Consider the following 21,072-nt stretch of genomic DNA (forward strand, 5'->3'; position numbering starts at 1 on the left):
ACGGGACGTCACGGACGCGACGTGACCTTCTCCTTCGCGGCGTCGACCACCGACGAGGCCTGCTCGGACACGGCGTCCTGGGCGCGGTCGGCGGCCGCCTGGACCTTGGGGTTCTGCGCGACCTTCGTCGCGCCGGCCTTGATCTGCTCGTAGCGCTCCCGGCCCGCGCGGGAGCCGAGGACGTAGCCGGCCGCGAAGCCGACGAGCAGGCTGGACTTGCTGAACATTGGTTCTCCTCCTCAGTGGTGGGTACGCCGCCACACGAGCAGCCCGACGATCGCCACGGCCCCGGCGGCGGCCACGATGGTCGCGACCCGCGCGGTGGTCCGGGCCCGGTCCTGGAGCGTGTCGTGGAGCTGGTCGATGGTCGCGGCGAGCTGCTCGCGCTGGCGGGCGATGTCCGCCTCGATCTGCTGCGGGGTCGTGCCGTTGGAGCTCATGCGTGGTCCTTGATCGTCGCGATGTCCTGCTTGACCCCCGCGACCGCGTGCTCGGGCACCGGCGGGGTCGCCTGCTGGATCTCGCTCCGTCCGCCCAGGGCGGCGCCGAGCGCGCCCACGAGCAGCGCCGCGGCGACGATCAGTCCCGCCGCCCACAGCGGCAGCACGAGGTCGAGGGCGATGACCGCCGTCGCGATCAGCACGGCGACCGCGAAGAACGCCAGCAGGCCGGCCAGGCTGAACATGCCGAGGCCGAGCCCGGCCCGCTTGCCCTTCTGGGTCAGCTCGGCCTGCGCCAGCCGGATCTCGCTGCGCACCAGCTCCGGGATCTGTTCGGAGAGCCGGTGCACGACCGCGCCGATCGGCTCGTCCGTGGGTCGTGAGTCGCTCATGGGGCCTCGGTGCCCAGCCGGACGCGGTCGGAAACAGCCGGGGCGGGTGTCAGCGCTCGACCAACGACCAGGCGATCCCGTCGAGGATGTCCGACTCCGAGACGACCAGCGACTCGACGCCGGCGCGTCGCAGCACCCGCGCGAGGATCAGCGCCCCGGCTCCGATCACGTCCGCGCGGCCCGGGTGCATCGACGGCAGCGCCCGCCGCTCGGCCACCGTCATCGCGAGCAGCCGGTCCACGGTCTCCTGCACCTGCGCGATCGGGAGCGCCGCCTGGTCCACGGCCTCCCGGTCGTACGCCGGCAGGTCGAGCGCGACCGCCGCCAGCTGCGTCACGGTGCCGGCCACGCCGACCACCGTCGCGGCGTCGGCGGGTAGGACCGGGCACGCGTCGAGGTGGGCGTCGACGTCGGCCACGCAGGCGTCGACCTCCGCCCGCGCGGGCGGGTCGGAGTGGAGGTGCCGCTCGTGCAGCCGGACCGAGCCGATGTCCATCGAGTCGGCGGCGTCGGGGTGCGTGGACCCGACGATCAGCTCCGTGGACCCGCCCCCGACGTCGATGACGAGCACCGGCTCGGCCGGCGGGGTCCGCAGGTTGCGCACCGCGCCGTCGAAGGAGAGCGCGGCCTCCTCGGCGCCGCTGACCACCTCGGGCTCCACGCCGAGCCGGTCGCGGACCCCCGCGACGAACACGTCGGAGTTCGACGCGTCCCGGGTGGCCGAGGTCGCGACGAACCGCACCCGCGCCGGCGGGACGTCGTACGAGCGGATGATCGCGGCGTACTCGTCGATCGCGGCGAACGCCCGCTCCAGCGCCTCGTCGGCGATCCGGCCGGTCCGGTCGAGGTCCTGCCCGAGCCGGACCATGCGCAGCTCGCGGACGTCGATGGACGGCAGGTCCCCGACCAGCAGCTTGATGGTGTTGGTGCCGCAGTCGATCGCCGCTACACGCACGGACCGGGCTCCCACCACGGCCCGAGCCGGTCCAGGACCTCGTCGCCGAGCGGGTTCACGCCCCGGCCCATCGCCAGCGCCTGGCCGGCCAGCACGTGCAGGCACTTGACCCGGTCGGGCATGCCGCCGGCCGAGATGCCCTCGATCTCCGGCACCTCGCCTAAGGCCGAGCGGAACTCCAGGTACCGCTCGTGGGCGCTGCGGTACGCCGCCGCGAGCTCCTCGTCCGCGCCGAGCCGGTCCTGCATCTCCTTCATCAGGCCGGACCCCTCGAGGGTGCCGATCCGCGACGCCGCCCGCGGGCAGGTCAGGTAGAAGGTGGTCGGGAACGGCGTGCCGTTGGGCAACCGCGGCTCGGTGGTGACCACGTCCGGGTTGCCGCACGGGCACCGGTGGCCGACCTCGTGGATCGCCCGGGGCTCGCGGCCGAGCTGGGCCTCGATGGCGCTGACGTCGTCCGGGTCGATCACGCCTCGATCATGTCAGGGCTTCTCGTCGATCTTCGCGGCCGGGGGCGGCTCGGGCCTCGGCGGGTTGCCGGCGATCTCGACGGACTGCCAGGCCGTCGACCACCAGGCGGTCGGCGGCTTCCGCGCGACCGTGGACGGGTCGGTGAGCCGACTGTTCTGCTCGAGGGGCTCGCCGTTCTCGTCGAGGACGACGTACGACGTCTCGCCGGGCATCACGTAGTTGAGCTCGCGCGCCTGCTGCCGGACGTACGCCGGGTCCTGCCAGCGCTCCTTCTCCCGCTCGAGGTCCGAGATGCTCGCCTGGCGCAGCGCGATCTGGCTCTTCAGGTCCTCGATGTGCGAGCGCTGCTGCAGGTAGGCCCGCAGCGACGAGGCGTAGCTGACCGTGAGCACGGCGACCACGAGCACGAGGATCGCCGCACGGCCGGTGAACCGCTGCCGGCGCGCCCCGGCCGCCGGGGCGGGCGCCGCGACGACGCGCGGTGCCGCCCGGCGCGGCATGCTCCGGCCCCGGGGTCCGCGCGACGGCGTACGACGGGCTTCGGAGGGCATGTCCCCTAGGGTCGCTCAGGCACCGTACCGAGGGAACGCCGACGCGCCGGAGTAGCGCGCGGCATCTCCCAGCTCGTCCTCGATCCGCAGCAGCTGGTTGTACTTCGCGACCCGGTCGGACCGCGCCGGGGCACCCGTCTTGATCTGGCCGCAGTTGGTCGCGACGGCCAGGTCGGCGATGGTGGTGTCCTCGGTCTCGCCGGACCGGTGGCTCATCATGCAGCGGTAGCCGTTGCGGTGGGCGAGCTCGACGGAGTCCAGCGTCTCGGTCAGCGTGCCGATCTGGTTGACCTTCACCAGCAGCGCGTTGGCCTGGCCGCCGCTGATGCCGCGCTGCAGCCGCTCGACGTTCGTCACGAACAGGTCGTCGCCGACCAGCTGGGTCCTGGTGCCGAGCTCGTCGGTGATCGCCTTCCAGCCGTCCCAGTCGTCCTCGTCGAGCGGGTCCTCGATCGAGACGATCGGGTACGACGCCACCAGGTCGGCGTAGTACGCCGTCATCTCCTCGGCGGACTTCGTCCCGCCCTCGAACGCGTAGGAGCCGTCGCGGAAGAACTCCGACGCGGCGACGTCCATCGCCAGCGCGATGTCGCTGCCCAGCTTCAGCCCGGCCGCGTCGACCGCCTCGGCGATCAGGTCGAGCGCCGCCCGGTTGCTGTCCAGGTTCGGAGCGAAGCCGCCCTCGTCGCCGAGGCCCGTCGAGAGGCCCTTCTGCTTCAGCACCGACTTCAGCGCGTGGTAGACCTCGGCACCGGAGCGCAGCGCCTCGCGGAACGACGGCGCACCGATCGGGGCGATCATGAACTCCTGCACGTCGACGTTGGAGTCGGCGTGCGCGCCTCCGTTGAGGATGTTCATCATCGGCACCGGGAGCAGGTAGGCGTTCGGGCCGCCGACGTAGCGGTAGAGCGGCAGCTCGGCGGACTCGGCCGCGGCCCGGGCGACGGCGAGCGAGACGCCGAGGATGGCGTTCGCGCCGAGCCTGGCCTTGTTGGGGGTCCCGTCCAGCTCCAGCATGGTCTGGTCGAGCAGCCGCTGGTCGTCGGCCGCGAGGCCCTCGACGGCGGGGGCGATCGTCTGGATCACGCCGTTCACGGCCTGCTCGACGCCCTTGCCGCCGTACCGCTGGCCGCCGTCGCGCAGCTCGACCGCCTCGAAGGCCCCGGTGGACGCGCCGCTGGGGACCATCGCCCGCGCGAACGCGCCGTCGTCGAGGAGCACCTCGACCTCGACCGTGGGGTTGCCGCGCGAGTCGAGGATCTCGCGGGCGCCGACAGCTTCGATGGATGCCACGTCACTGCTCCTGGGCTGGGGGTTCGATCGGTCCGTCGACGAGCCTAGCGGCGGGGAAGGAGACGGTCATCGTCGTCCCACCGTCGTGGTTGTCGCGTGCGCGGGCGATGCCGCCGTGCCGCTCGACGATCCGCTTCACGATGGACAGGCCGAGGCCGGTGCCGCGGTAGCCGTCGTGGTGCGCCCGGTGGAAGCTGTCGAAGACCTGGTCGTGCTGACCGGCGGGGATGCCGATGCCGTTGTCGGAGACGTCGAGCTCCACCATCGGGCCGACGGCGCTGTGGGCGCGCCGGGCCCGCACGCTGATCTCGGGGCGGGCGCCGGGCGCGACGTACTTGATCGAGTTCCCGATCAGGTTGTCGACGACCTGGCGCAGCAGCACCGGCTCGGCGAGGACCGCGGGCAGGTCCGGGTCGACGCTGATCACCGGCTCCGGGAGACCGCGCACCCGGCTGGACTCGACCCGGGCCCGCGCGATGTCGCCGACCAGCGGGTCGAGCTCGACGCGCACCGGGTTGATGTCGCGGTCCCGCGCGGTCGTGTACGCGAGCAGGTCGCTGATCAGGTGCTGCATGCGTTGCGCGGCGCGCTGGATGCGGTCCAGCCGGTGCATCTGGGTCTCGGCGTCGACCGGAGTCCCGGCCCGAGCCTCCTCGAGCAGGGCGTCGGACCAGCCGTCGATGACGGTGAGCGGGTTGAGCAGGTCGTGGGCGACGACGCCGGCGAACGACGCCAGCTCGTCGCGCTCGCGACGCTCCGCCGTGACGTCGTGGAAGACGACCACCACCAGCGGCGGGTCCGTGCCCGGCAGCGGCCGCGCGGTGACCTCGAGCATCCGCCCGCCCGGCACCAGGGCGTTCCGCACGACGAGGTCCTCCTTCTCGATGGTGCGGCCCGAGAGCGCGAGGGCGACCGGGTTCTCCTCGGGGGCGAGCGGTCGCCCGTCGACGTGGCGCAGCCCGTAGGCGTCGACGTCGACGCGGCCTCCGGCGTCGCGCCTGGGGTCACCCACCAGCGCCTGTGCCGCGGGGTTGCGAAGCACCAGCCGTCCCCTCGCGTCGATCACGCTGACGCCGTCGGCCATGGTGTCGACGATGGTCCGCACCATGGCCGCCTGCTCGGCCAACCGGTCGTTGAGCGTCAGCACCTCACTGCGGCCGGCGGACAGCGCGAGCGTCAGCACCACCACGACCGCGACGTACGCCTGGAGCACCAGGGCGCGGGTGGCGGGGTCCTCGATGAGCGTGAACGGCCCCATGCCGAGGACGGTCGCGACCGTGGCGGCGCCGCTCAGCAGGATCGCGTGCACGACGGCGACGAACGGCGAGAAGCGGGCGCCCGTCCAGGCGCTCACCGCGAGCACCAGGAACGGGATCGGCAGCGAGCTGTTCACGAAGAACACCAGCCAGGCGGTGACGGCGCTGGCCAGGGCCAGGGCCGCCAGCTCGACCGGGCCACGGCCGCGCGTGGGCCCGACCGGCGCCGGGCCACGCTGCGGGTCACTGGCGCGGGTCAGGTGTCGCGCGGTCAGGGCGAGGGGGAAGACCGCCAGCACCCCGGTGCCGTTGCGCAGCACCCAGGAGACGACCTCCTTCCAGCTGGTGTCGGCGACCGAGAGGACCGCGGCGGGGCCGACGACGGCGGAGGCGACGGCGGCCAGCAGCGCGGCCGCGGCGAGGTAGCCGAGGTCGCGGACCCGCTCCACGCCGGGCGGCGGCTCGGTCCCGAAGCCCCACCAGCCCGGGCACCACCGCATGATCAGCAGTCCGAAGACCAGCGTCTGGAGCACGGTCGCGAACGCGAGCCCGAAGGCCAGCCCGGGACTCGCGCCGGTGAGGGTGTTGACGGCCGCGGAGAGGGCGAACAGCACCACCGCGTCCAGCCAGGTCCAGCGGCTCCAGCCGTTGGCCGCCAGCCAGGCCGCGGCGACGCCGGCCGCGGGCCACACGAGCGCGAGGCCCGACCCGTCGAGCATGGCCTGCCGGCCGAGCACCGCCGCCAGGACGAAGCTGGCGGCGAAGCCCAGGAGGTCGTAGAGGCGTGCCCAGCTCAAGCCCGGTGACCTCCAGGAGCGAGGGCCCGCCGTACGGCGGCGCGCAGGTCGTCGGCGTCGAACGGCTTGGCGACCCGCTCGTGCCCGGTCTGCTCGATCCGGGCGATGATCTCGCCCGTCCACTGGACCGTGACGAAGACGGCGGGCAGGCCCTCCCAGACCGCGGCCAGCTCGGCGAGCAGCGCGACGCCGTCGGTGTCGGGCAGGGCGTAGTCCATGAGGACGAGGTCCGGCCGGTATCCCGGCTCGTCGCGGACCAGCGTGAGCGCGTGCGCGCCGTCCGGCACCCCGCGCAGCTCGTGGCCCTCGCGCAGCAGGCAGTGGGCGATCCAGTCGCGCACGTCGGAGTCGTCCTCGACGATGAGTACCCGCGCCACGGTCCGACCCTAGAGGAGCCGGCGGACCGCGTCCCGGAGCGCCTGCTCGGCGTCCACACCCTGGTCACGCGCCTCCGCCACGAGGGCGAGCAGCCGGTCGCCCACGCCGTCGCCGGCGGGCTCGGCCGGCCTCCCCTCGCGCTGGAGCCGGTCGAGCACCTTGTCGGCGTACAGGAGCGCCGGCAGGCCGGGCGGCAGCCCCTCGGTGACCGACGTGCGCCGCTTCTCCTCGCGCTTGATCGACTCCCAGACCTCGTTGATCTGCTCGGGCGTCCCGCCCTCGCCCGCCCCGAACACGTGCGGGTTGCGGCGGACCATCTTGGCGACGATGTCCGTGGCGACGTCGTCGAGCGTGAACTCGCCGCTCTCCTCCGCGATCACCGCGTGGAAGTAGACCTGCAGCAGCAGGTCACCGAGCTCCTCGCGCAGGTGCCCGGCGTCGCCGGTGTCGATGGCCTCGAGGGTCTCGTGGGTCTCCTCGAGGAGGTACCGCGCGAGCGAGCGGTGGGTCTGCCCGGCCTTCCAGGCGCACTCCGCGCGCAGGCGGCGCATCACCTCGAGGAACTCGAGGAGCGGCTCGCCGGACGCCGCGGTCATCCCGGTCCCGTCAGCCGCAGCGCTGGTTGTCCGGGAGCGCACCGGCGTACTCGGCGTCGGGCTGGTCCGCATCCGCCTTCGTGGAGGTGTCGCTGAGGCCGTAGGAGAGGCTGGTGTCGGTGAGCTGCGAGGTGCCGTCGGAGATCGACACGCCGAAGCGCGGGTCGATCGAGATGTCCTGGTCCGCGAGCCAGTCCTGGAACGCCTGCTGGCCGGCCGCCTGCTGGGCCTTGTCACCGCCACCCCCGCCCAGCGCCGCGCCGACGGCCTTCTCCACCGCGCCGACGTACGTCGCGGCGCCCTGCACCTCGATGATCGCCCGCCGCTGCGCCTCGCCGAGGTCGGCCAGCGACTGCTCGGCCTGCTGGACCGCGGCGTCGTACGACGGGTCCGCGGTGACCCCCTGCTCGGCGGCGAACTGCTCGGCCGCCGCCCGCAGCGCGAGGCTGCCGGCGACCTGGCCGCGCAGGTAGTGCTGCGGGAGCGCCTGGCCCGCCTGGAGCTGCGTCTCGGCGGCCTGGCAGTAGGCCGCGGTCATCTCGTCGACCGTGTTGATCGAGATCGTGTCGTCACCGACCCGGGCGGCCACGCCCGGGTTGAACGCCGGGACCTCGTTGCAGCCGGTGAGCAGCACGGTGGCGGCGAGCGCCACGCCGACGAGACGGATCCGGGTCACGAGTTCTCCTGGGGGTCGATGACGGTGTCGATCACCTGCCGGGCCCATTCAAGCAGGGCGATCCCGGCGATGGGCTTGCCGCCGACCACCGCGGTCTGGGGCCGCGGTACGAGGATGGTCTTCACCGGCGCCTTGACGATCGACTTCGGGTAGAGCCGGTTGAGCCGGACCACGCGGGAGTCGGGGAGCTCGACCGGCGCGAACCGGACGTTCTTCCCCGCGATCGTCACCTCGCCGATCCCTGCCTGCCGGGCGCGGGCGCGGAACCGGGCGACCAGCAGCAGCGACACGACCTCCTGGGGCGGCTCGCCGTACCGGTCGAGCAGCTCCTCGTTGATCAGGTCGACGTCCTCGTCGGAGCGGACCTCCGCCAGCCGCTTGTACATCTCCAACCGGAGCCGCTCGCTGGGGATGTAGTCGTGCGGCAGGTGGGCGTCGACGGGCAGCTCGATGCGGACCTCGTCGAGCTCCGGCTCCCGGTCCCCGCGGAACTCGTTGACCGCCTCGCCGACCAGCCGGACGTACAGGTCGAAGCCGACGTCGGCGATGTGCCCGGACTGCTCCCCGCCGAGCAGGTTGCCGGCGCCGCGGATCTCGAGGTCCTTCATCGCGATCGCCATGCCGCCGCCGAGGTCGGAGTGTTGGGCGAGCGTGGCGAGCCGCTCGTGCGCGGTCTCGGTGAGCGGCTTCTCGGCCGGGTAGAGGAAGTAGGCGTACGCCCGCTCCCGGCTCCGACCCACGCGGCCGCGCAGCTGGTGGAGCTGGGAGAGGCCGAGGGTGTCCGCGCGCTCGATGATCATCGTGTTCGCGTTGGAGACGTCCAGGCCGGACTCGACGATCGTGGTGCACACCAGCACGTCGAAGCGCTTCTCCCAGAAGTCCAGCATCACCTGCTCGAGCTGGTGCTCCCCCATCTGGCCGTGCGCGGTCGCCACCCGCGCGTCGGGGACCAGCTCGCGGATCTTCGCGGCGGCCTTCTCGATCGAGTTCACGCGGTTGTGGATGTAGAAGACCTGGCCCTCGCGGAGCAGCTCGCGGCGTACGGCGGCGATGACCTGGCGGTCCTCGTACGCGCCGACATAGGTCAGCACCGGGTGCCGCTCCTCCGGCGGCGTGGTGATCGTGGACATCTCGCGGATGCCCGTGATCGCCATCTCCAGGGTGCGCGGGATCGGCGTCGCCGACATGGACAGCACGTCGACCGAGGTGCGGAGCCGCTTCATCTGCTCCTTGTGCTCGACGCCGAAGCGCTGCTCCTCGTCGACGATGATCAGCCCGAGGTCCTTCATCTTGATGTCGGGGTTCAGCAGGCGGTGCGTGCCGACGACGATGTCGACGGACCCGTCGGCGAGGCCGGCGATGACCTCACGGGCCTCGGCGTCGGTCTGGAACCGGGACAGGCCCTTGAGCACGATCGGGAAGCCGCTCATCCGCTCGGAGAACGTGCTGAGGTGCTGGGTGACCAGCAGCGTCGTCGGCACCAGCACGGCGACCTGCTTGCCGTCCTGCACGGCCTTGAACGCCGCGCGCACCGCGATCTCGGTCTTGCCGTAGCCCACGTCGCCGCAGACCAGGCGGTCCATCGGGACCTGGCGCATCATGTCGCCCTTGACCTCGTCGACGGTGCTCAGCTGGTCGGGGGTCTCCTGGAACGGGAACGCGTCCTCCAGCTCGCGCTGCCACGGGGTGTCCGCGCCGAACGCGTAGCCCTTCGTCGCCTGGCGGGCGGCGTACAGCTTGATCAGCTCGGCGGCGATCTCGCGGACCGCCTTGCGGGCCCGGTTCTTGCGCTTGGTCCAGTCGGCGCCGCCGAGCCGGTCCAGCGACGGCTGCTCGCCGCCGACGTACCGGGTGACCTGGTCGAGGGCGTCGGCGGGGACGTACAGCCGGTCCGGGGGGCCACCGCGCTTGGAGGCGCCGTACTCGAGGACGAGGTACTCGCGCACCGCTCCCCCGACCTCGCGCTGCTTCATCTCCACGAACCGGCCGACGCCGTGCTGCTCGTGCACGACGTAGTCGCCGGCCTTGAGCTCGAGCGGGTCGATCTGGCGCTTGCGGCGGGCCGGCATCTTCCGCATGTCGCGGGTCGACGCCTTCTGACCGCTGAGGTCCTCGCCGGTGAGGACGGCGATCCGGTTGGCGTCGTCGACGAAGCCGTGATCGGCGGCACCGCAGGTCACCGTGACCACGTCGGTGGTCAGGTCGCCGGCCTCCTGGAGGTCCTCGGCGATGCGAGCCGGAACGTCGTGCTCGGCGAGCACCTCGCGCATCCGCTCGGCCGGGCCGTGGCCGGCGTGCAGCACGACGACCCGGTAGCCGTCCTGGCGCCAGCGGTCGATGTCGCCGATGGCGCGCTCGATCTCGCCGCGGTAGGCCTCGGCCGGCTTCGCCGGGAGCAGGCGGGTCGGGACCGCGTGCACGTCGATCTCGGCCTTCTCGTCGGTCTCGATGCCGAACGGGCTGACCGTCCACCACGGCTTGCCGGCCTCGAGGCTGTGCTCACGCACCTCGGCGATCGACCGGTACGACGCGGCGCCCAGGTCGATCGGCGCCGTGCCCCCGCCGGCCGCGGCGGCCCAGCTCGCGCCGAGGAACTCCTCGCTGGTGGCGACCAGGTCGTGGGCGCGGCTGCGGGCGCGCTCGGGGTCGAGGACCAGCACGTGGGTGTCGTCGGGCATCAGGTCGACGAGCAGCTCCATCTCGTCGACGAGCACCGGGGCGAGCGACTCCATCCCCTCCACGGCGATGCCGGCCGCGATCTTGTCGGTCAGCTCGAGCAGCTGCGGGTGCTGCCGGCCCAGCTCGGCCGCCCGCGCGCGGACCTCGTCGGTCAGCAGCAGCTCGCGGCACGGCGGCGCCCAGAGCCGCTCCGCCTTCTCCAGCGTGCGCTGGTCGGCGACCGAGAACGAGCGGATCTCCTCGACGTCGTCGCCCCAGAACTCCACGCGCAGCGGGTGCTCCTCGGTGGGCGGGAACACGTCGACGATGCCGCCGCGGACCGCGAACTCGCCGCGCTTCTCGACCAGGTCGACGCGGGAGTACGCCGCGGCGCTCAGCCGTCGTACGACGTCCTCGAGGGGCTCGGTGTCGCCGGGGACCAGCTCGACCGGCTCGAGGTCGCCCAGGCCCTTGACCTGGGGCTGGAGCACCGAGCGCACCGGGGCGACCACGACCTGGAGCGGGCCGTTGCTGACGTCGTCGCCCGGGTGGCGCAGCCGTCGGAGCACCGCCAGCCGGCGGCCGACCGTGTCGCTGCGCGGGCTGAGCCGCTCGTGGGGCAGCGTCTCCCAGCTCGGGTAGTAGGCGACCCGCGCCGGGTCGACGAGGTCGCCGAGCGCCTCGACCAGGTCCTCGGCCTCCCGCGCGGTGGCGGTCACCGCGAGCACCGACCGGCCCGCGCGCACCAGCCCCGCGACGACGTACGGCCGCATCGCCTCGGGTCCGGTGAGATCGAGGGCGCGCACGGTCCCGGCGCGCGCATCGGCCATCGCTTCGTCGAGCGTGGGGTCGGCGAGGACGGCTTCGGCCAGGCCGGAGAGGTGCACGGGTGATCCTGTTCTGCAGGTGAGCGGGACAGCACGAGAGCCCCCGGCCGACGAGCGACAGGGGGTACCCCCGATTCTACGGGCCCCGTTGAATCGAGACTCGACGGTCAGGCGGTGCGGTCGGCGTAGGCCTTCGCGGCGGCGTAGACGGAGTCCACGTACGACTGCGCGTGGTTGTAGGAGAAGATCGCCTCCGCCCAGCCGGCGCCCGAGGTGAGGTCGTGGCCGTCGGCGCACAGGTAGCGCACCGCGGCGTACGCCGCGTCGTCGAGGTCGTTGGGGTCCGCGGTGCCGTCGCCGTCGCCGTCCGCGCCCCAGGTCTCCCAGGTGGACGGGATGAACTGGAGCGGGCCGACCGCGTGGTCCCACCGCGGGTCGCCGTGCCAGGCGCTCGTCTCCGGCGTCGCCGGGATCGCGGCGAACCGCCGGCCGTCGAGAGCCGGGCCGAGGATCGGCGTCGAGGAGTGGCCATCGTCGCCGAGCGTCCGGCCGTCGATCGTGCCGTGCTGGGACTCCACCCAGCCGATCCCGGCGAGGGTGGTCCACCCGACGTCGCAGCCGCGCGGCTCGGCGAGCTGCGCGTTGGCGTACGCGCGGACGGCGGGCGCCGGGATGCCCGCGCGGGCCGCGGTGTCCGACACCCACTGCGGGGCTACCCGCTGCGGGCCGACCGGCTCGCCCGGCGCGACCTCGCGGCCCGCCCTCGCCGCGGGCGCGGGCGCGTCGACGTACTGCTGGTCGGAGACGACGTACGACGGCGGGGCCAGCACGGTCTGCGAGGCGACGTACCCGAGCCCCGCGACGACCAGCAGGCCGGCCGCCAGAGACGCGATGATGCGGGCAGGGCTCATCCGGAGCGGCCGTGCCCGTCGTCGCTCGTCCGCGGGTCCTGCGGGCTCGGGAACATGGGCTCAGTATCCCCGTGCCGCACGAGGGCGGCGGAGCTGCCCTGGGAAACCGCCAGCCCGCTCACCCCTCACCTCGCGAGCTCCGCGTCGGAGCGCAGGAGGCAGAACTCGTTGCCCTCCGGGTCGGCCAGCGTCACCCAGCCGGTCCCGTCGCCCCTGATGTCGCGGTGGTCGGCGACCAGCGTGGCGCCGTGGGCGAGCAGCGTCTCGAGCTCCTCGTCGCGCCGGGCCGAGCAGGGACGGATGTCGAGGTGCACGCGGTTCTTCACGGTCTTCTCGTCCGGCACCTCGATGAACAGCAGCTGGTGACCGGTCTCGGGATCGCGGATCAGGCACTCCTCGTGCCCGGGGAGGTTGGGGTCACCGTCGAGGTCGACGTACCCGAGGACCGGCTTCCACCACTCCGAGAGCTCGTAGGCGTTGCGGCAGTCGATGGTCGTGTGCGAGACGAAGGAGGTCATGCCCGCAGCCTCGCGGCGACCGCGACGGACCTCAACGGGTTAACCCGTGCGCCAGGTAGAGCGACCCGATGCCGACGGCGAGCCCGCCGAGCCCGCACGCGATGCCGATCCCCTAGTCCGGCGCGATCGACCCGGCGGCCACGACGGACAGGACGACGTACGTCGACGCCCCCACGACCGAGGTCACGAACGTCGTGACCACGGCGATCACCAGCCCCGCGACGAAGGCGAGCAGCAGGTCGGGGGTCACCCGCCGACGCTACCGGTGCAACGGCGGTGCGGGGCTACTCCGCTCCGTGCTCGGCGATGAACGCGAGGATCCGCTCGGCCAGCTCCGGCCGGCAGACGACGACGTCGGGGAGGTAGACGTCCTCCTGGTTGTACTCGAGCGGCGACCCGTCGATGCGGGAGGTGAACAGCCCGGCAGCGCGAGCGACCGCGACGGGGGCCGCGGAGTCCCACTCGTACTGGCCGCCGGCGTGCACGTAGGCGTCGGTGACGTCCCGGGTCACCGAGATCATCTTCACGCCGGCCGAGCCCATCGGCACCAGCTCGGCGCCGAGCTCCTCGGCCAGCGCGTTCACGAACGCCGGCGGGCGGCTGCGCGAGACCGCGATGCGGGGCCGCTCGGACGTCGAGGGGGGTACGACGGGCGGCGTCCCGGTGTTGAACGTCTCGCCGAGCGCGGGCTGGGCGACGGCGCCGGCGACCAGGTCGCCGTCCTGCCAGAGCGCGACGTGCACGGCCCAGTCGTCCCGGGGCACCTCGGAGAACTCGCGGGTGCCGTCGAGCGGGTCGACGATCCAGACCCGGCTGCTGGCGAGGCGGGCCTTGTCGTCCTTGCCCTCCTCGGAGAGGACGGCGTCGGCCGGCCGGTGCTCGGCCAGCAGGGCCATCAGCAGCTCGTGGGCGGCCCGGTCGCCGGCGTCCTTGAGCTCCCGGCCCTCCAGGCCCTCGCCGCGGACCTCGAGGAGGCGCTCGCCGGCGACGGTCGCGAGCCAGGTCGCGAGCACGTGGTCGTCGGTGGCGGCCTCGGCGGGCGGGGTTCCGGGGTCGAACGTCATGCGGGGCACCTTACGTCGATGGCTACGAGTTGAAGTTCTGCTGGGTCCGCTCGAGGCCCTCGGTCACGAGGGACTCGACGGCGTCGGCGGCCCGGTCGACCTGGAACGGCAGGATCTTCCGCTCGGCCGACGAGTAGTCGGACAGCACGAAGTCGGCGACGTCCTGGCGGCCGGGTGGGCGGCCGATACCCACGCGCACCCGGGCGAAGTCACCGGTGCCGAGCGCGGACCGCATCGAGCGCAGCCCGTTGTGGCCGTTGTCGCCGCCGCCGACCTTGACGCGCATGGTGTCGAACGGGATGTCCAGCTCGTCGTGCACCGCGACGATCCGCTCGGGCGGCACCTTGTAGAAGCTCGCGAGCTGCTTGACCGGCCCGCCGGACTCGTTCATGTACGACCGCGACTTCATCAGGACGACGCGCGGCCCCGGCGTACCCGGCGCACCGAGCCGACCCTCGACGACGTCGGCGCGGCCGGACTTGTGCGCGCGGAAGGGCGAGCCGAGCCGCTGGGCGAGCTCGTCGACGACGAGGTGGCCCACGTTGTGCCGGTGGCCGGCGTAGGAAGGGCCGGGATTCCCCAGCCCGACCACCAGCCACACGGGCGTGGAGTCGGCCATGGAATCCCGGCCCTTTCCGTGGAACAGGTGGCGGAGGGTCACTCCTCCGACGCGGCCTCGCCGTCGGCGGCGGCCTCGGCCGGCGCCTCGCCACCGGCGGGCTCCTCGTGCTCCTCGCGCTCGATGCCGGCCTCGGCCTCGGCCTCCTCCAGCTCGGCCTCGAGGGCCTCGGCGGAGACCTGCTGGGTCACGTTGACGACCAGCGTCTCCGGGTCCGTCAGCAGCGTGCTGCCGGAGGGGAGGTTCAGGTCCGAGGCGTGGATCTGGGTGCCGACCTCGGCGCCCTCGATGTCGACCTCGATGGTCTCCGGGATGTGCGTCGCCTCGGCCTCGAGCTGGACGGTGGCGTTCTCGGTGACCACGAGGGTCTCGCGGGCGGCCTCGCCGACCAGGTGGATCGGCACGTCGACGGTGACCTTCTCGCCGCGGCGGACGGCGACGAAGTCGACGTGCTCGAGGTGCCGCTTGATCGGGTCGATCTGGACCTGCTTGGTCAGCGCCAGCTGGGTCTGGCCGTCGATCTCGAGCTCGAGCAGCGCGTTCGCGCCGCCGTGCTTGAGCGCCATCATCGTGTCGTGACCCGGCAGGGTCAGGTGGATCGGCTCGTTGCCGTGGCCGTACACGACCGCGGGCACCTTGTCCTCGCGGCGGATGCGGCGCGCGGCGCCCTTGCCGAACTCGGTGCGCTTCTCGGCCTTGATCTTCTCGCTCATCGCGACTGTCACTCCTCGTACGTGCTGGCTGCTACTACAGATCGGGGGCCTCGACACGACGGCGCGGCGCAAACCCGGGAGGATCAGCCAGCCCTGTCGATCACGGAGCACCTGTCCTGCGGAGCGCTCCCTCGCCGAGGCAACTGCACCAGCCTACCGGGGAGCCGCTGCTACCGGAAATCGTGAGCCTCGAGCCGCTCAGCCCCCGCCGAGTCGGCGCCAATGCAGGTCCTCGGACCGTCGAATCGGCGCGAATGCAGGCGCCGAGCCTGCAGTAGCGCCGACTCGGCGCCCTGACGGCCTGCAGTAGCGCCGACTCGGCGTCAGCTGGCGCCGTCGAACATCGAGGTGACCGAGCCGTCCTCGAACACCTCGCGGATCGCGCGGGAGACCAGCGGCGCGATGGACAGGCAGGTGAGCTTGTCGAAGACGCGGTCGGGCGAGATCGGGAGCGTGTTGGTGACGACCACCTCGGCGGCCGGGCTGTTCTTGAGCCGGTCCACGGCCGGGTCGGACAGGATCGCGTGCGTCGCGGCGATGATCACGCCGGCCGCGCCGTCGGCCATCAGCGCCTCCGCGGCCTTCACGATGGTGCCGCCGGTGTCGATCATGTCGTCGACCAGCACGCACATCCGGCCGCTGACGTCACCGACGACGCGGTTGGCGACGGTCTCGTTCGGGCGGTCGACGCGCCGGGTCTTGTGGATGAACGCCAGCGGCGCTCCCCCGAGCCGGGACGACCAGCGCTCGGCGACCTTGATCCGGCCGGCGTCCGGGGAGACCACGGCGAGCGACTGGTGGCCGTACTTCTCCTTGACGTAGTCGGCGAGGATCGGCAGCGCCATCAGGTGGTCCACCGGGCCGTCGAAGAACCCCTGGATCTGGTCGGCGTGCAGGTCGACGGTGATCAGCCGGTCGGCGCCCGCGGTCTTGAACAGGTCGGCCATCAGCCGGGCCGAGATCGGCTCGCGGCCCTTGTGCTTCTTGTCCTGCCGCGCGTAGCCGTAGAACGGCATCACGACCGTGATCCGCTTCGCCGACGCCCGCTTGAGCGCGTCGACCATGATCAGGTGCTCCATGATCCACTCGTTGATCGGAGCCGTGTGGCTCTGGATCACGAAGGCGTCGCACCCGCGGACCGACTCCTCGTAGCGGACGTAGATCTCGGAGTTCGCGAACTCGTACGCCGACTGCGGCACCAGGTCGGTGCCGAGGAGGTCGGCGACCTCGGTGGCGAGGTCGGGGTGAGCCCGCCCGCTGAAGACCATCAGGTTCTTCTCGGTGGTCTTCTTGTATCCGGTCACGGTGCGTTGCTCCTCGGTCGCCGGAGAGTGTCCACTCAGGATTCTGCCATGCCCTGTTCACCGTCTCGTCGGTCGGCCAGCGCCTGCTCCGCCGCCTCGGCCTGCGGGGTGCCGGCCCGCTTGCTCAGCGCCCAGCCTTCGAGGTTGCGCTGAGGCCCGCTGGACACGGCGAGCGCCCCCGGCGGCACGTCGCGGCGGACGACGGTGCCGGCGCCGGTCGCGGCGCCGTCCCCGATCTCGACCGGGGCGACGAAGGTGTTGTTCGAGGCGGTGCGGGCCTGCCGGCCGACCTTGGTGCGGTGCTTCCGCACCCCGTCGTAGTTGGCGAAGATCGTGCCGGCGCCGATGTTGGTGCCCTCGCCGATCTCGGCATCCCCGACGTACGAGAGGTGCGGCACCTTGGCGCCGTCGCCGATGGTGGCGTTCTTGGTCTCCACGAACCCGCCGATCTTGCCGCCGGCGCCCAGCGTGGTCCCGGGGCGCAGGTAGGAGAACGGGCCGACGTTCGCGCCCGCGCCGATCACGGCCAGCTCGCCGTGCGTCCGCACGACCCGGGCACCGGCGCCGATCTCGCAGTCCTTGAGCGTGCAGTCGGGGCCCACGACCGCGTCCTCGGCGATCACGGTCGCGCCGAGCAGCTGCACGCCGGGCAGGATCGTCACGTCCGGCTCCAGGCTCACGTCGGCGTCGATCCAGGTGGTCGCCGGGTCCATCACGGTCACCCCCTCGCGCATCCAGCCCTCGACGATCCGGCGGTTCATCTCGGCGCCCATCCGGGCCAGCTGGGCCCGGTCGTTGACGCCTTCGGTCTGCATCACGTCGGCGATCGGGAAGGCGCCGACGGTGAGCCCGTCCTCGCGCGCGATCGCGACCACGTCGGTCAGGTAGTACTCGCCCTTGGCGTTGTCGTTGCCGATGCGCGGCAGCGCGCCGAGCAGGAACTCCGCGTCGAACGCCAGGATCCCGGAGTTGATCTCCCGCACCTCGCGCTGCGCCGGGGTGGCGTCCTTCTCCTCGACGATCGCCTCGACGTCGCCCTCCTCGTTGCGGAGCACCCGGCCGTAGCCGAACGGGTCGTCGACGATGCCGCTGAGGATGCTGACCGCGTGCTGCGCGGCCTCGTGCTCGGCCGCGAAGTCGCGCAGCGAGCGCCCCTCCAGCAGCGGGGTGTCGCCGTACGCCACCAGGACGGTGCCGCCGACCTCACCCAGCGCCTCGACCGCCATCCGGACCGCGTGACCGGTCCCCAGCTGCTCGTCCTGCACGGCGAGCACCGCCCCGGGCTCGAGCTCCTGGATGTGCGCAGCGACCTCCTCGCGCTGGTGCCCCACCACCGCGACGATCCGCTCCGGCTCGGTCTCCCGCGCCGCGGCGAGGACGTGGCCGATCATGGTGCGCCCCGCGATCGGGTGCAGCACCTTCATGGTCTTCGACTTCATGCGGGTGCCGCCGCCCGCGGCGAGCACGATCACGGTCAGCTGGTTCACGCAGCGTCCTCCTGAGGCCGGTCGCCCAACTCTAGAGCGACGTCCCGGGGTGGGCCCACCGGGCCGCCGCCGTCACGGGCGGCGCGGGTCGACGACCGTGTGCGGGTCGAAGAACGCGCCGATGACCGGGTCGCGCGCGTGCAGCGCCCGCTCGAGGGTGATGCCGTCCATGTCGATCCGCGCCTGACGCAACGAGCCGGCCGCGACCTGCTGCCATGCGAGCCGGGTGGCGTCGACGCCGAAGAAGTAGGCGTACCCCTCGTGCTCGTGCAGGAACCGGTACTCCGGGTCGGTGTCGGCGTACGGCGTGACACCACTGATGTCGGCCCCGAAGGGGAACACGAACTCGCGCGTCGGCCCGACGATCCGCCCCACCTCGGCGTTCCACTCACGCGTGTCCCAACGCAGTCGATCCATCCCGACGGCGGTCGTGTCGATGTGCCCCCACGTGTGGTTGGCGAAGTGCCAGCCGTCCGCCTTCAGCGCGGTCGCGACGACCGTGGCCCGGCTCCGGGCCTGTCGGGTGGCAGGTGTGTCGCCGTACTCGTAGGTGGAGGACCGGTAGCCGAGGACACCGTTGTAGCCCGTGAGGGCGATCGTGCCCTTGTCGCCGCGGTAGGAGAAGTCCGGGTGCGCGCGCACGAAGTCGTCGACGATCGGGACGACGTCGTAGGCGCCGACCAGCCGGCGACCCCGTGCGTCGACGTAGTGGTTCTCGATGGTCCCGTCGGGCGCGACGAACAGGTCGGTGGCGAAGCCGTCGCCGGTCATGTACTCGTAGTAGCTGACGTCGTCGACCGACAGCACCAACGGCGTCTTCCCGGGAGGCAGCATGATCCGGCGGTAGCGCATCACGCCGCCCGGGCCAGGGCGGGCGATGCGCTCGGGGTGCACCAGGACGTAGCCCCGACGGTAGATCTGACGCAGCTCGGCCCGGAACTCCCGGACGGTGACCATGTAGTCGCGGTACCCCTGGGCGCTCCCGTCGGTCGCGTGGAACGCCCGTCGCGGGTCGACCACGAGCGAGTGGTAGAAGACATGCGGGATCTGGTCGTCGTGCGGGTACGCCCTCAGGCGCGGCGTCGGCGGCGACGCGCTCGACGAAGCTCGGGGCGTCGCGTCGCGGCCCGCCGTGGCCGACGCTGGCGGCGCCGGAGCCGCCGCCGGCGCCAGGGCCGGAGGCGGGCTCCCGCCGCACCCGGCGAGGAGGGACCCACCAGCACGACGACGACCGCCCTGATCGCGCTCCCGGTCACACCGGTGTGACGCGACGCCCGGGCGTCTGGTTGTGCTCCCCGGGTAGGAGTCGAACCTACGTCGCTAGTCCTGATTCAAAGTCAGGCGGGCCCTGCCGGCAGACCAACCGGGGATTGCTCTCGCTGCAGCCCACAGGGTAGGGCAGCGCCGGGACGTCATACGGACAGTGTGTCCCCTTCCACCGTCCGTATGACGTCCCGGCGGCGGCTAGCCTCGACATCGTGGACCTCCCCGTCATGCCGCCCGTCCGGCCGATGCTCGCGAAGTCGGTCCAGGGCATCCCCGACCCGGAGAAGCTCGGCGGGCTCAGCTTCGAGCCGAAGTGGGACGGCTTCCGCTGCCTGGTCTTCAAGGACGGCGACGAGGTGGAGCTGGCCAGCCGCAACACCAAGCCGCTGACCCGCTACTTCCCCGAGGTGGTCGCGGCGATGCGGGAGCAGCTGCCCGAGCGCTGCGTCCTGGACGGCGAGCTCTTCGTGGCTCTCGGGGACCGCTTGGAGTTCGAGGTGCTCCAGGAGCGGATCCACCCGGCGAAGTCGCGCATCGAAATGCTCGCCGAGAAGACCCCCGCGTCGTACGTCGCGTTCGACCTGCTCGCCCTCGACGAGGAGTCGTACGCCGACCGGCCGTTCGCCGAGCGCCGCGCGGCGCTGGCGCAGGCGCTCGGCCACCTGGACGGGCCGTGCTTCCTGACCCGCACCACGACCGACCCGGCGCAGGCCGAGGAGTGGTTCCACCAGTTCGAGGGCGCGGGCCTGGACGGCGTGGTCGCCAAGCCGCTCGGCGCGACGTACCAGCCCAACGCCCGCACGATGCTCAAGATCAAGCACGAGCGGACCGCCGACGTGGTGGTGGCGGGCTACCGCGAGCACAAGACGAGCACGCCGGAGCGGCCGCTCCTGGGCAGCCTGCTGCTCGGGCTCTACAACGGCGACGGCCAGCTCCAGCACGTCGGCGTCAGCGCGAGCTTCACGGAGAAGCGGCGCGCCGAGCTGATCGAGGAGCTCCAGCCGCTGGTCGTGCCGATCGAGGACCACCCCTGGGGCCACTGGGAGGAGTTCCTGACCGCCAACCCGGACCGGATCCCCGGCACCCAGAGCCGCTGGAGCCAGGGCAAGGACCTGTCGTTCACGCCGCTGCGGCCCGAGCGCGTGCTCGAGGTGGCCTACGACCACATGGAGGGCCGCCGGTTCCGGCACACGGCCCAGTTCCGCCGCTGGCGCCCCGATCGGGACCCCGAGTCGTGCGGGTACGACCAGCTCGACGAGCCGGTCTCCTACGATCTGGCTAGTGTTCTCCGCGTCGACCAGGAGGGTTGAGATGTCCGAGAACGGCACCACCGAGGACTACGACGTCGTCCTGCTCGTCGAGCAGGCGCTGACCCCGCAGGACGCCGCCCAGGTGCACTCGCTGCACGAGGGGCTCGACCAGCCGGTGACCTACCACGTGCTGCTCCCCCTCGAGGACGCCGCGGCGCGCATCGAGTCCGCCATGGGGTCGCTCACCGCCGGCGACATGCTGGCGTCGCCGACGATGCCGATGAGCGAGGTCGACCTCGAGGCGGTCCGCAAGGACTGCGAGGAGCGGTCCGACTCCGAGCTCGCCCGGACCCTCGCGGCGCTGCGCGCCAGCGGCGCCACCGCCCGCGGCCAGGTGGTCGTGGACCCGCCCATCGACGCGCTGGCCGCCAAGGTCGCGGAGGTCGACGGCCGCGAGGCGATCATCCTGACCCGCCCGCACGTGGTGGCGGAGTTCTTCCACCTCGACTGGACGTCGAAGGCCCGGCGCCGGCTCGGCGTCCCGATCCTGCACCTGCTCGAGCACGAGAACTTCGACGAGCAGGCCGAGGGCTACGGCGACGAAGGGGTCACCGGAATCTGACCCGCCCCCGCCGCGCAGTTACCATCGC

General features: G+C 72.5%; 23 protein-coding genes and 1 tRNA gene. 2 read left to right on the forward strand and 22 right to left on the reverse strand.

Going from position 1 to position 21,072, the window contains the following annotated elements; all coding sequences use genetic code 11:
* Window positions 1-8: 8 nt before the first annotated feature.
* From ABD086_RS24780 to ABD086_RS24885, 22 genes are all read right to left on the reverse strand, one after another.
* On the reverse strand, window positions 9-227 hold the full coding sequence (locus tag ABD086_RS24780; RefSeq protein ID WP_343911277.1) for a hypothetical protein: 219 nt from the start codon (window positions 225-227) through the stop codon (window positions 9-11).
* Between the two features lie 12 nt (window positions 228-239).
* On the reverse strand, window positions 240-440 hold the full coding sequence (locus ABD086_RS24785; protein WP_343911279.1) for a DUF3618 domain-containing protein: 201 nt from the start codon (window positions 438-440) through the stop codon (window positions 240-242).
* Complete coding sequence (locus ABD086_RS24790) at window positions 437-832, reverse strand: phage holin family protein (RefSeq protein WP_343911281.1); 396 nt, start codon at window positions 830-832, stop codon at window positions 437-439. The genes ABD086_RS24785 and ABD086_RS24790 overlap by 4 nt, the downstream gene beginning before the upstream one ends.
* 49 nt (window positions 833-881) lie before the next feature.
* Window positions 882-1,787 (reverse strand): Ppx/GppA phosphatase family protein, encoded by a 906-nt coding sequence (locus tag ABD086_RS24795; RefSeq protein ID WP_343911283.1) that lies wholly within the window; start codon window positions 1,785-1,787, stop codon window positions 882-884.
* Window positions 1,778-2,257 (reverse strand): DUF501 domain-containing protein, encoded by a 480-nt coding sequence (locus tag ABD086_RS24800; RefSeq protein ID WP_343911285.1) that lies wholly within the window; start codon window positions 2,255-2,257, stop codon window positions 1,778-1,780. The genes ABD086_RS24795 and ABD086_RS24800 overlap by 10 nt, the downstream gene beginning before the upstream one ends.
* 12 nt (window positions 2,258-2,269) lie before the next feature.
* Window positions 2,270-2,809, reverse strand: a complete 540-nt coding sequence (locus ABD086_RS24805; RefSeq protein ID WP_343911287.1) for an FtsB family cell division protein — start codon at window positions 2,807-2,809, stop codon at window positions 2,270-2,272.
* Between the two features lie 15 nt (window positions 2,810-2,824).
* Entirely contained in the window at window positions 2,825-4,102 is a 1,278-nt protein-coding gene (gene eno / locus ABD086_RS24810) for a phosphopyruvate hydratase (RefSeq protein ID WP_343911289.1), read from the reverse strand.
* A gap of 1 nt (window position 4,103) precedes the next feature.
* Window positions 4,104-6,155 carry an ATP-binding protein gene (locus ABD086_RS24815; RefSeq protein ID WP_343911291.1) on the reverse strand — a complete coding sequence of 684 codons (2,052 nt, stop codon included), beginning with the start codon at window positions 6,153-6,155 and terminating at the stop codon, window positions 4,104-4,106.
* On the reverse strand, window positions 6,152-6,532 hold the full coding sequence (locus ABD086_RS24820) for a response regulator (RefSeq protein WP_343911293.1): 381 nt from the start codon (window positions 6,530-6,532) through the stop codon (window positions 6,152-6,154). Before ABD086_RS24820 ends, ABD086_RS24815 begins: the two co-directional genes overlap by 4 nt.
* A gap of 9 nt (window positions 6,533-6,541) precedes the next feature.
* A complete protein-coding gene (locus ABD086_RS24825) occupies window positions 6,542-7,129 on the reverse strand; it encodes a nucleoside triphosphate pyrophosphohydrolase (RefSeq protein WP_343911295.1) in 588 nt (195 codons plus the stop codon).
* Window positions 7,130-7,139: 10 nt separating this feature from the next.
* Window positions 7,140-7,805: a hypothetical protein gene (locus tag ABD086_RS24830; protein ID WP_343911297.1), complete on the reverse strand. Its 666-nt coding sequence runs from the start codon at window positions 7,803-7,805 to the stop codon at window positions 7,140-7,142.
* Entirely contained in the window at window positions 7,802-11,350 is a 3,549-nt protein-coding gene (gene mfd / locus ABD086_RS24835) for a transcription-repair coupling factor (protein ID WP_343911299.1), read from the reverse strand. The genes ABD086_RS24830 and mfd overlap by 4 nt, the downstream gene beginning before the upstream one ends.
* A gap of 107 nt (window positions 11,351-11,457) precedes the next feature.
* The gene (locus ABD086_RS24840; RefSeq protein ID WP_343911301.1) at window positions 11,458-12,201 is read right to left on the reverse strand and encodes a lytic transglycosylase domain-containing protein; all 744 of its coding nucleotides are present in this window, start codon (window positions 12,199-12,201) and stop codon (window positions 11,458-11,460) included.
* 125 nt (window positions 12,202-12,326) lie between these two features.
* On the reverse strand, window positions 12,327-12,719 hold the full coding sequence (locus ABD086_RS24845; protein ID WP_343911303.1) for a VOC family protein: 393 nt from the start codon (window positions 12,717-12,719) through the stop codon (window positions 12,327-12,329).
* A gap of 112 nt (window positions 12,720-12,831) precedes the next feature.
* A complete protein-coding gene (locus ABD086_RS24850; protein WP_343911304.1) occupies window positions 12,832-12,969 on the reverse strand; it encodes a hypothetical protein in 138 nt (45 codons plus the stop codon).
* A gap of 34 nt (window positions 12,970-13,003) precedes the next feature.
* On the reverse strand, window positions 13,004-13,783 hold the full coding sequence (locus ABD086_RS24855) for a 3'(2'),5'-bisphosphate nucleotidase CysQ (protein WP_343911306.1): 780 nt from the start codon (window positions 13,781-13,783) through the stop codon (window positions 13,004-13,006).
* A gap of 22 nt (window positions 13,784-13,805) precedes the next feature.
* Entirely contained in the window at window positions 13,806-14,402 is a 597-nt protein-coding gene (gene pth / locus ABD086_RS24860; protein ID WP_343911308.1) for an aminoacyl-tRNA hydrolase, read from the reverse strand.
* A gap of 38 nt (window positions 14,403-14,440) precedes the next feature.
* Window positions 14,441-15,115 (reverse strand): 50S ribosomal protein L25/general stress protein Ctc, encoded by a 675-nt coding sequence (locus tag ABD086_RS24865; protein WP_343911310.1) that lies wholly within the window; start codon window positions 15,113-15,115, stop codon window positions 14,441-14,443.
* 323 nt (window positions 15,116-15,438) lie between these two features.
* Complete coding sequence (locus ABD086_RS24870) at window positions 15,439-16,419, reverse strand: ribose-phosphate diphosphokinase (RefSeq protein WP_343911312.1); 981 nt, start codon at window positions 16,417-16,419, stop codon at window positions 15,439-15,441.
* A gap of 35 nt (window positions 16,420-16,454) precedes the next feature.
* Window positions 16,455-17,906, reverse strand: a complete 1,452-nt coding sequence (gene glmU / locus ABD086_RS24875) for a bifunctional UDP-N-acetylglucosamine diphosphorylase/glucosamine-1-phosphate N-acetyltransferase GlmU (RefSeq protein ID WP_343911313.1) — start codon at window positions 17,904-17,906, stop codon at window positions 16,455-16,457.
* A gap of 72 nt (window positions 17,907-17,978) precedes the next feature.
* Window positions 17,979-18,926, reverse strand: coding sequence for a polysaccharide deacetylase family protein (locus tag ABD086_RS24880; protein ID WP_343911315.1), 948 nt, complete (start codon window positions 18,924-18,926; stop codon window positions 17,979-17,981).
* 271 nt (window positions 18,927-19,197) lie between these two features.
* Window positions 19,198-19,276 (reverse strand) — tRNA-Gln (locus tag ABD086_RS24885).
* A gap of 108 nt (window positions 19,277-19,384) precedes the next feature.
* Here ABD086_RS24885 and ABD086_RS24890 point away from each other — a divergent pair.
* Window positions 19,385-20,482: an ATP-dependent DNA ligase gene (locus ABD086_RS24890; protein ID WP_343911317.1), complete on the forward strand. Its 1,098-nt coding sequence runs from the start codon at window positions 19,385-19,387 to the stop codon at window positions 20,480-20,482.
* 1 nt (window position 20,483) lies between these two features.
* Window positions 20,484-21,044 (forward strand): hypothetical protein, encoded by a 561-nt coding sequence (locus ABD086_RS24895; protein ID WP_343911319.1) that lies wholly within the window; start codon window positions 20,484-20,486, stop codon window positions 21,042-21,044.
* The last annotated feature ends 28 nt before the right edge of the window (window positions 21,045-21,072 follow it).

Origin of the sequence: Nocardioides aquiterrae (assembly GCF_039526625.1) — a bacterium.
GTDB lineage: Bacteria > Actinomycetota > Actinomycetes > Propionibacteriales > Nocardioidaceae > Nocardioides > Nocardioides aquiterrae.

Excerpts from the sequence above, each read along its gene's own strand:
- ABD086_RS24825 (WP_343911295.1), bottom strand. The coding sequence starts at position 7,129 with ATGACCGCGGCGTCCGGCGAGCCGCTCCTCGAGTTCCTCGAGGTGATG.
- ABD086_RS24805 (WP_343911287.1), bottom strand. The coding sequence starts at position 2,809 with ATGCCCTCCGAAGCCCGTCGTACGCCGTCGCGCGGACCCCGGGGCCGG.
- ABD086_RS24855 (WP_343911306.1), bottom strand. The coding sequence starts at position 13,783 with ATGACGTTCGACCCCGGAACCCCGCCCGCCGAGGCCGCCACCGACGAC.
- ABD086_RS24790 (WP_343911281.1), bottom strand. The coding sequence starts at position 832 with ATGAGCGACTCACGACCCACGGACGAGCCGATCGGCGCGGTCGTGCAC.
- ABD086_RS24780 (WP_343911277.1), bottom strand. The coding sequence starts at position 227 with ATGTTCAGCAAGTCCAGCCTGCTCGTCGGCTTCGCGGCCGGCTACGTC.
- ABD086_RS24845 (WP_343911303.1), bottom strand. The coding sequence starts at position 12,719 with ATGACCTCCTTCGTCTCGCACACGACCATCGACTGCCGCAACGCCTAC.
- pth (WP_343911308.1), bottom strand. The coding sequence starts at position 14,402 with ATGGCCGACTCCACGCCCGTGTGGCTGGTGGTCGGGCTGGGGAATCCC.
- ABD086_RS24785 (WP_343911279.1), bottom strand. The coding sequence starts at position 440 with ATGAGCTCCAACGGCACGACCCCGCAGCAGATCGAGGCGGACATCGCC.
- ABD086_RS24840 (WP_343911301.1), bottom strand. The coding sequence starts at position 12,201 with ATGAGCCCTGCCCGCATCATCGCGTCTCTGGCGGCCGGCCTGCTGGTC.
- ABD086_RS24895 (WP_343911319.1), top strand. The coding sequence starts at position 20,484 with ATGTCCGAGAACGGCACCACCGAGGACTACGACGTCGTCCTGCTCGTC.
- ABD086_RS24865 (WP_343911310.1), bottom strand. The coding sequence starts at position 15,115 with ATGAGCGAGAAGATCAAGGCCGAGAAGCGCACCGAGTTCGGCAAGGGC.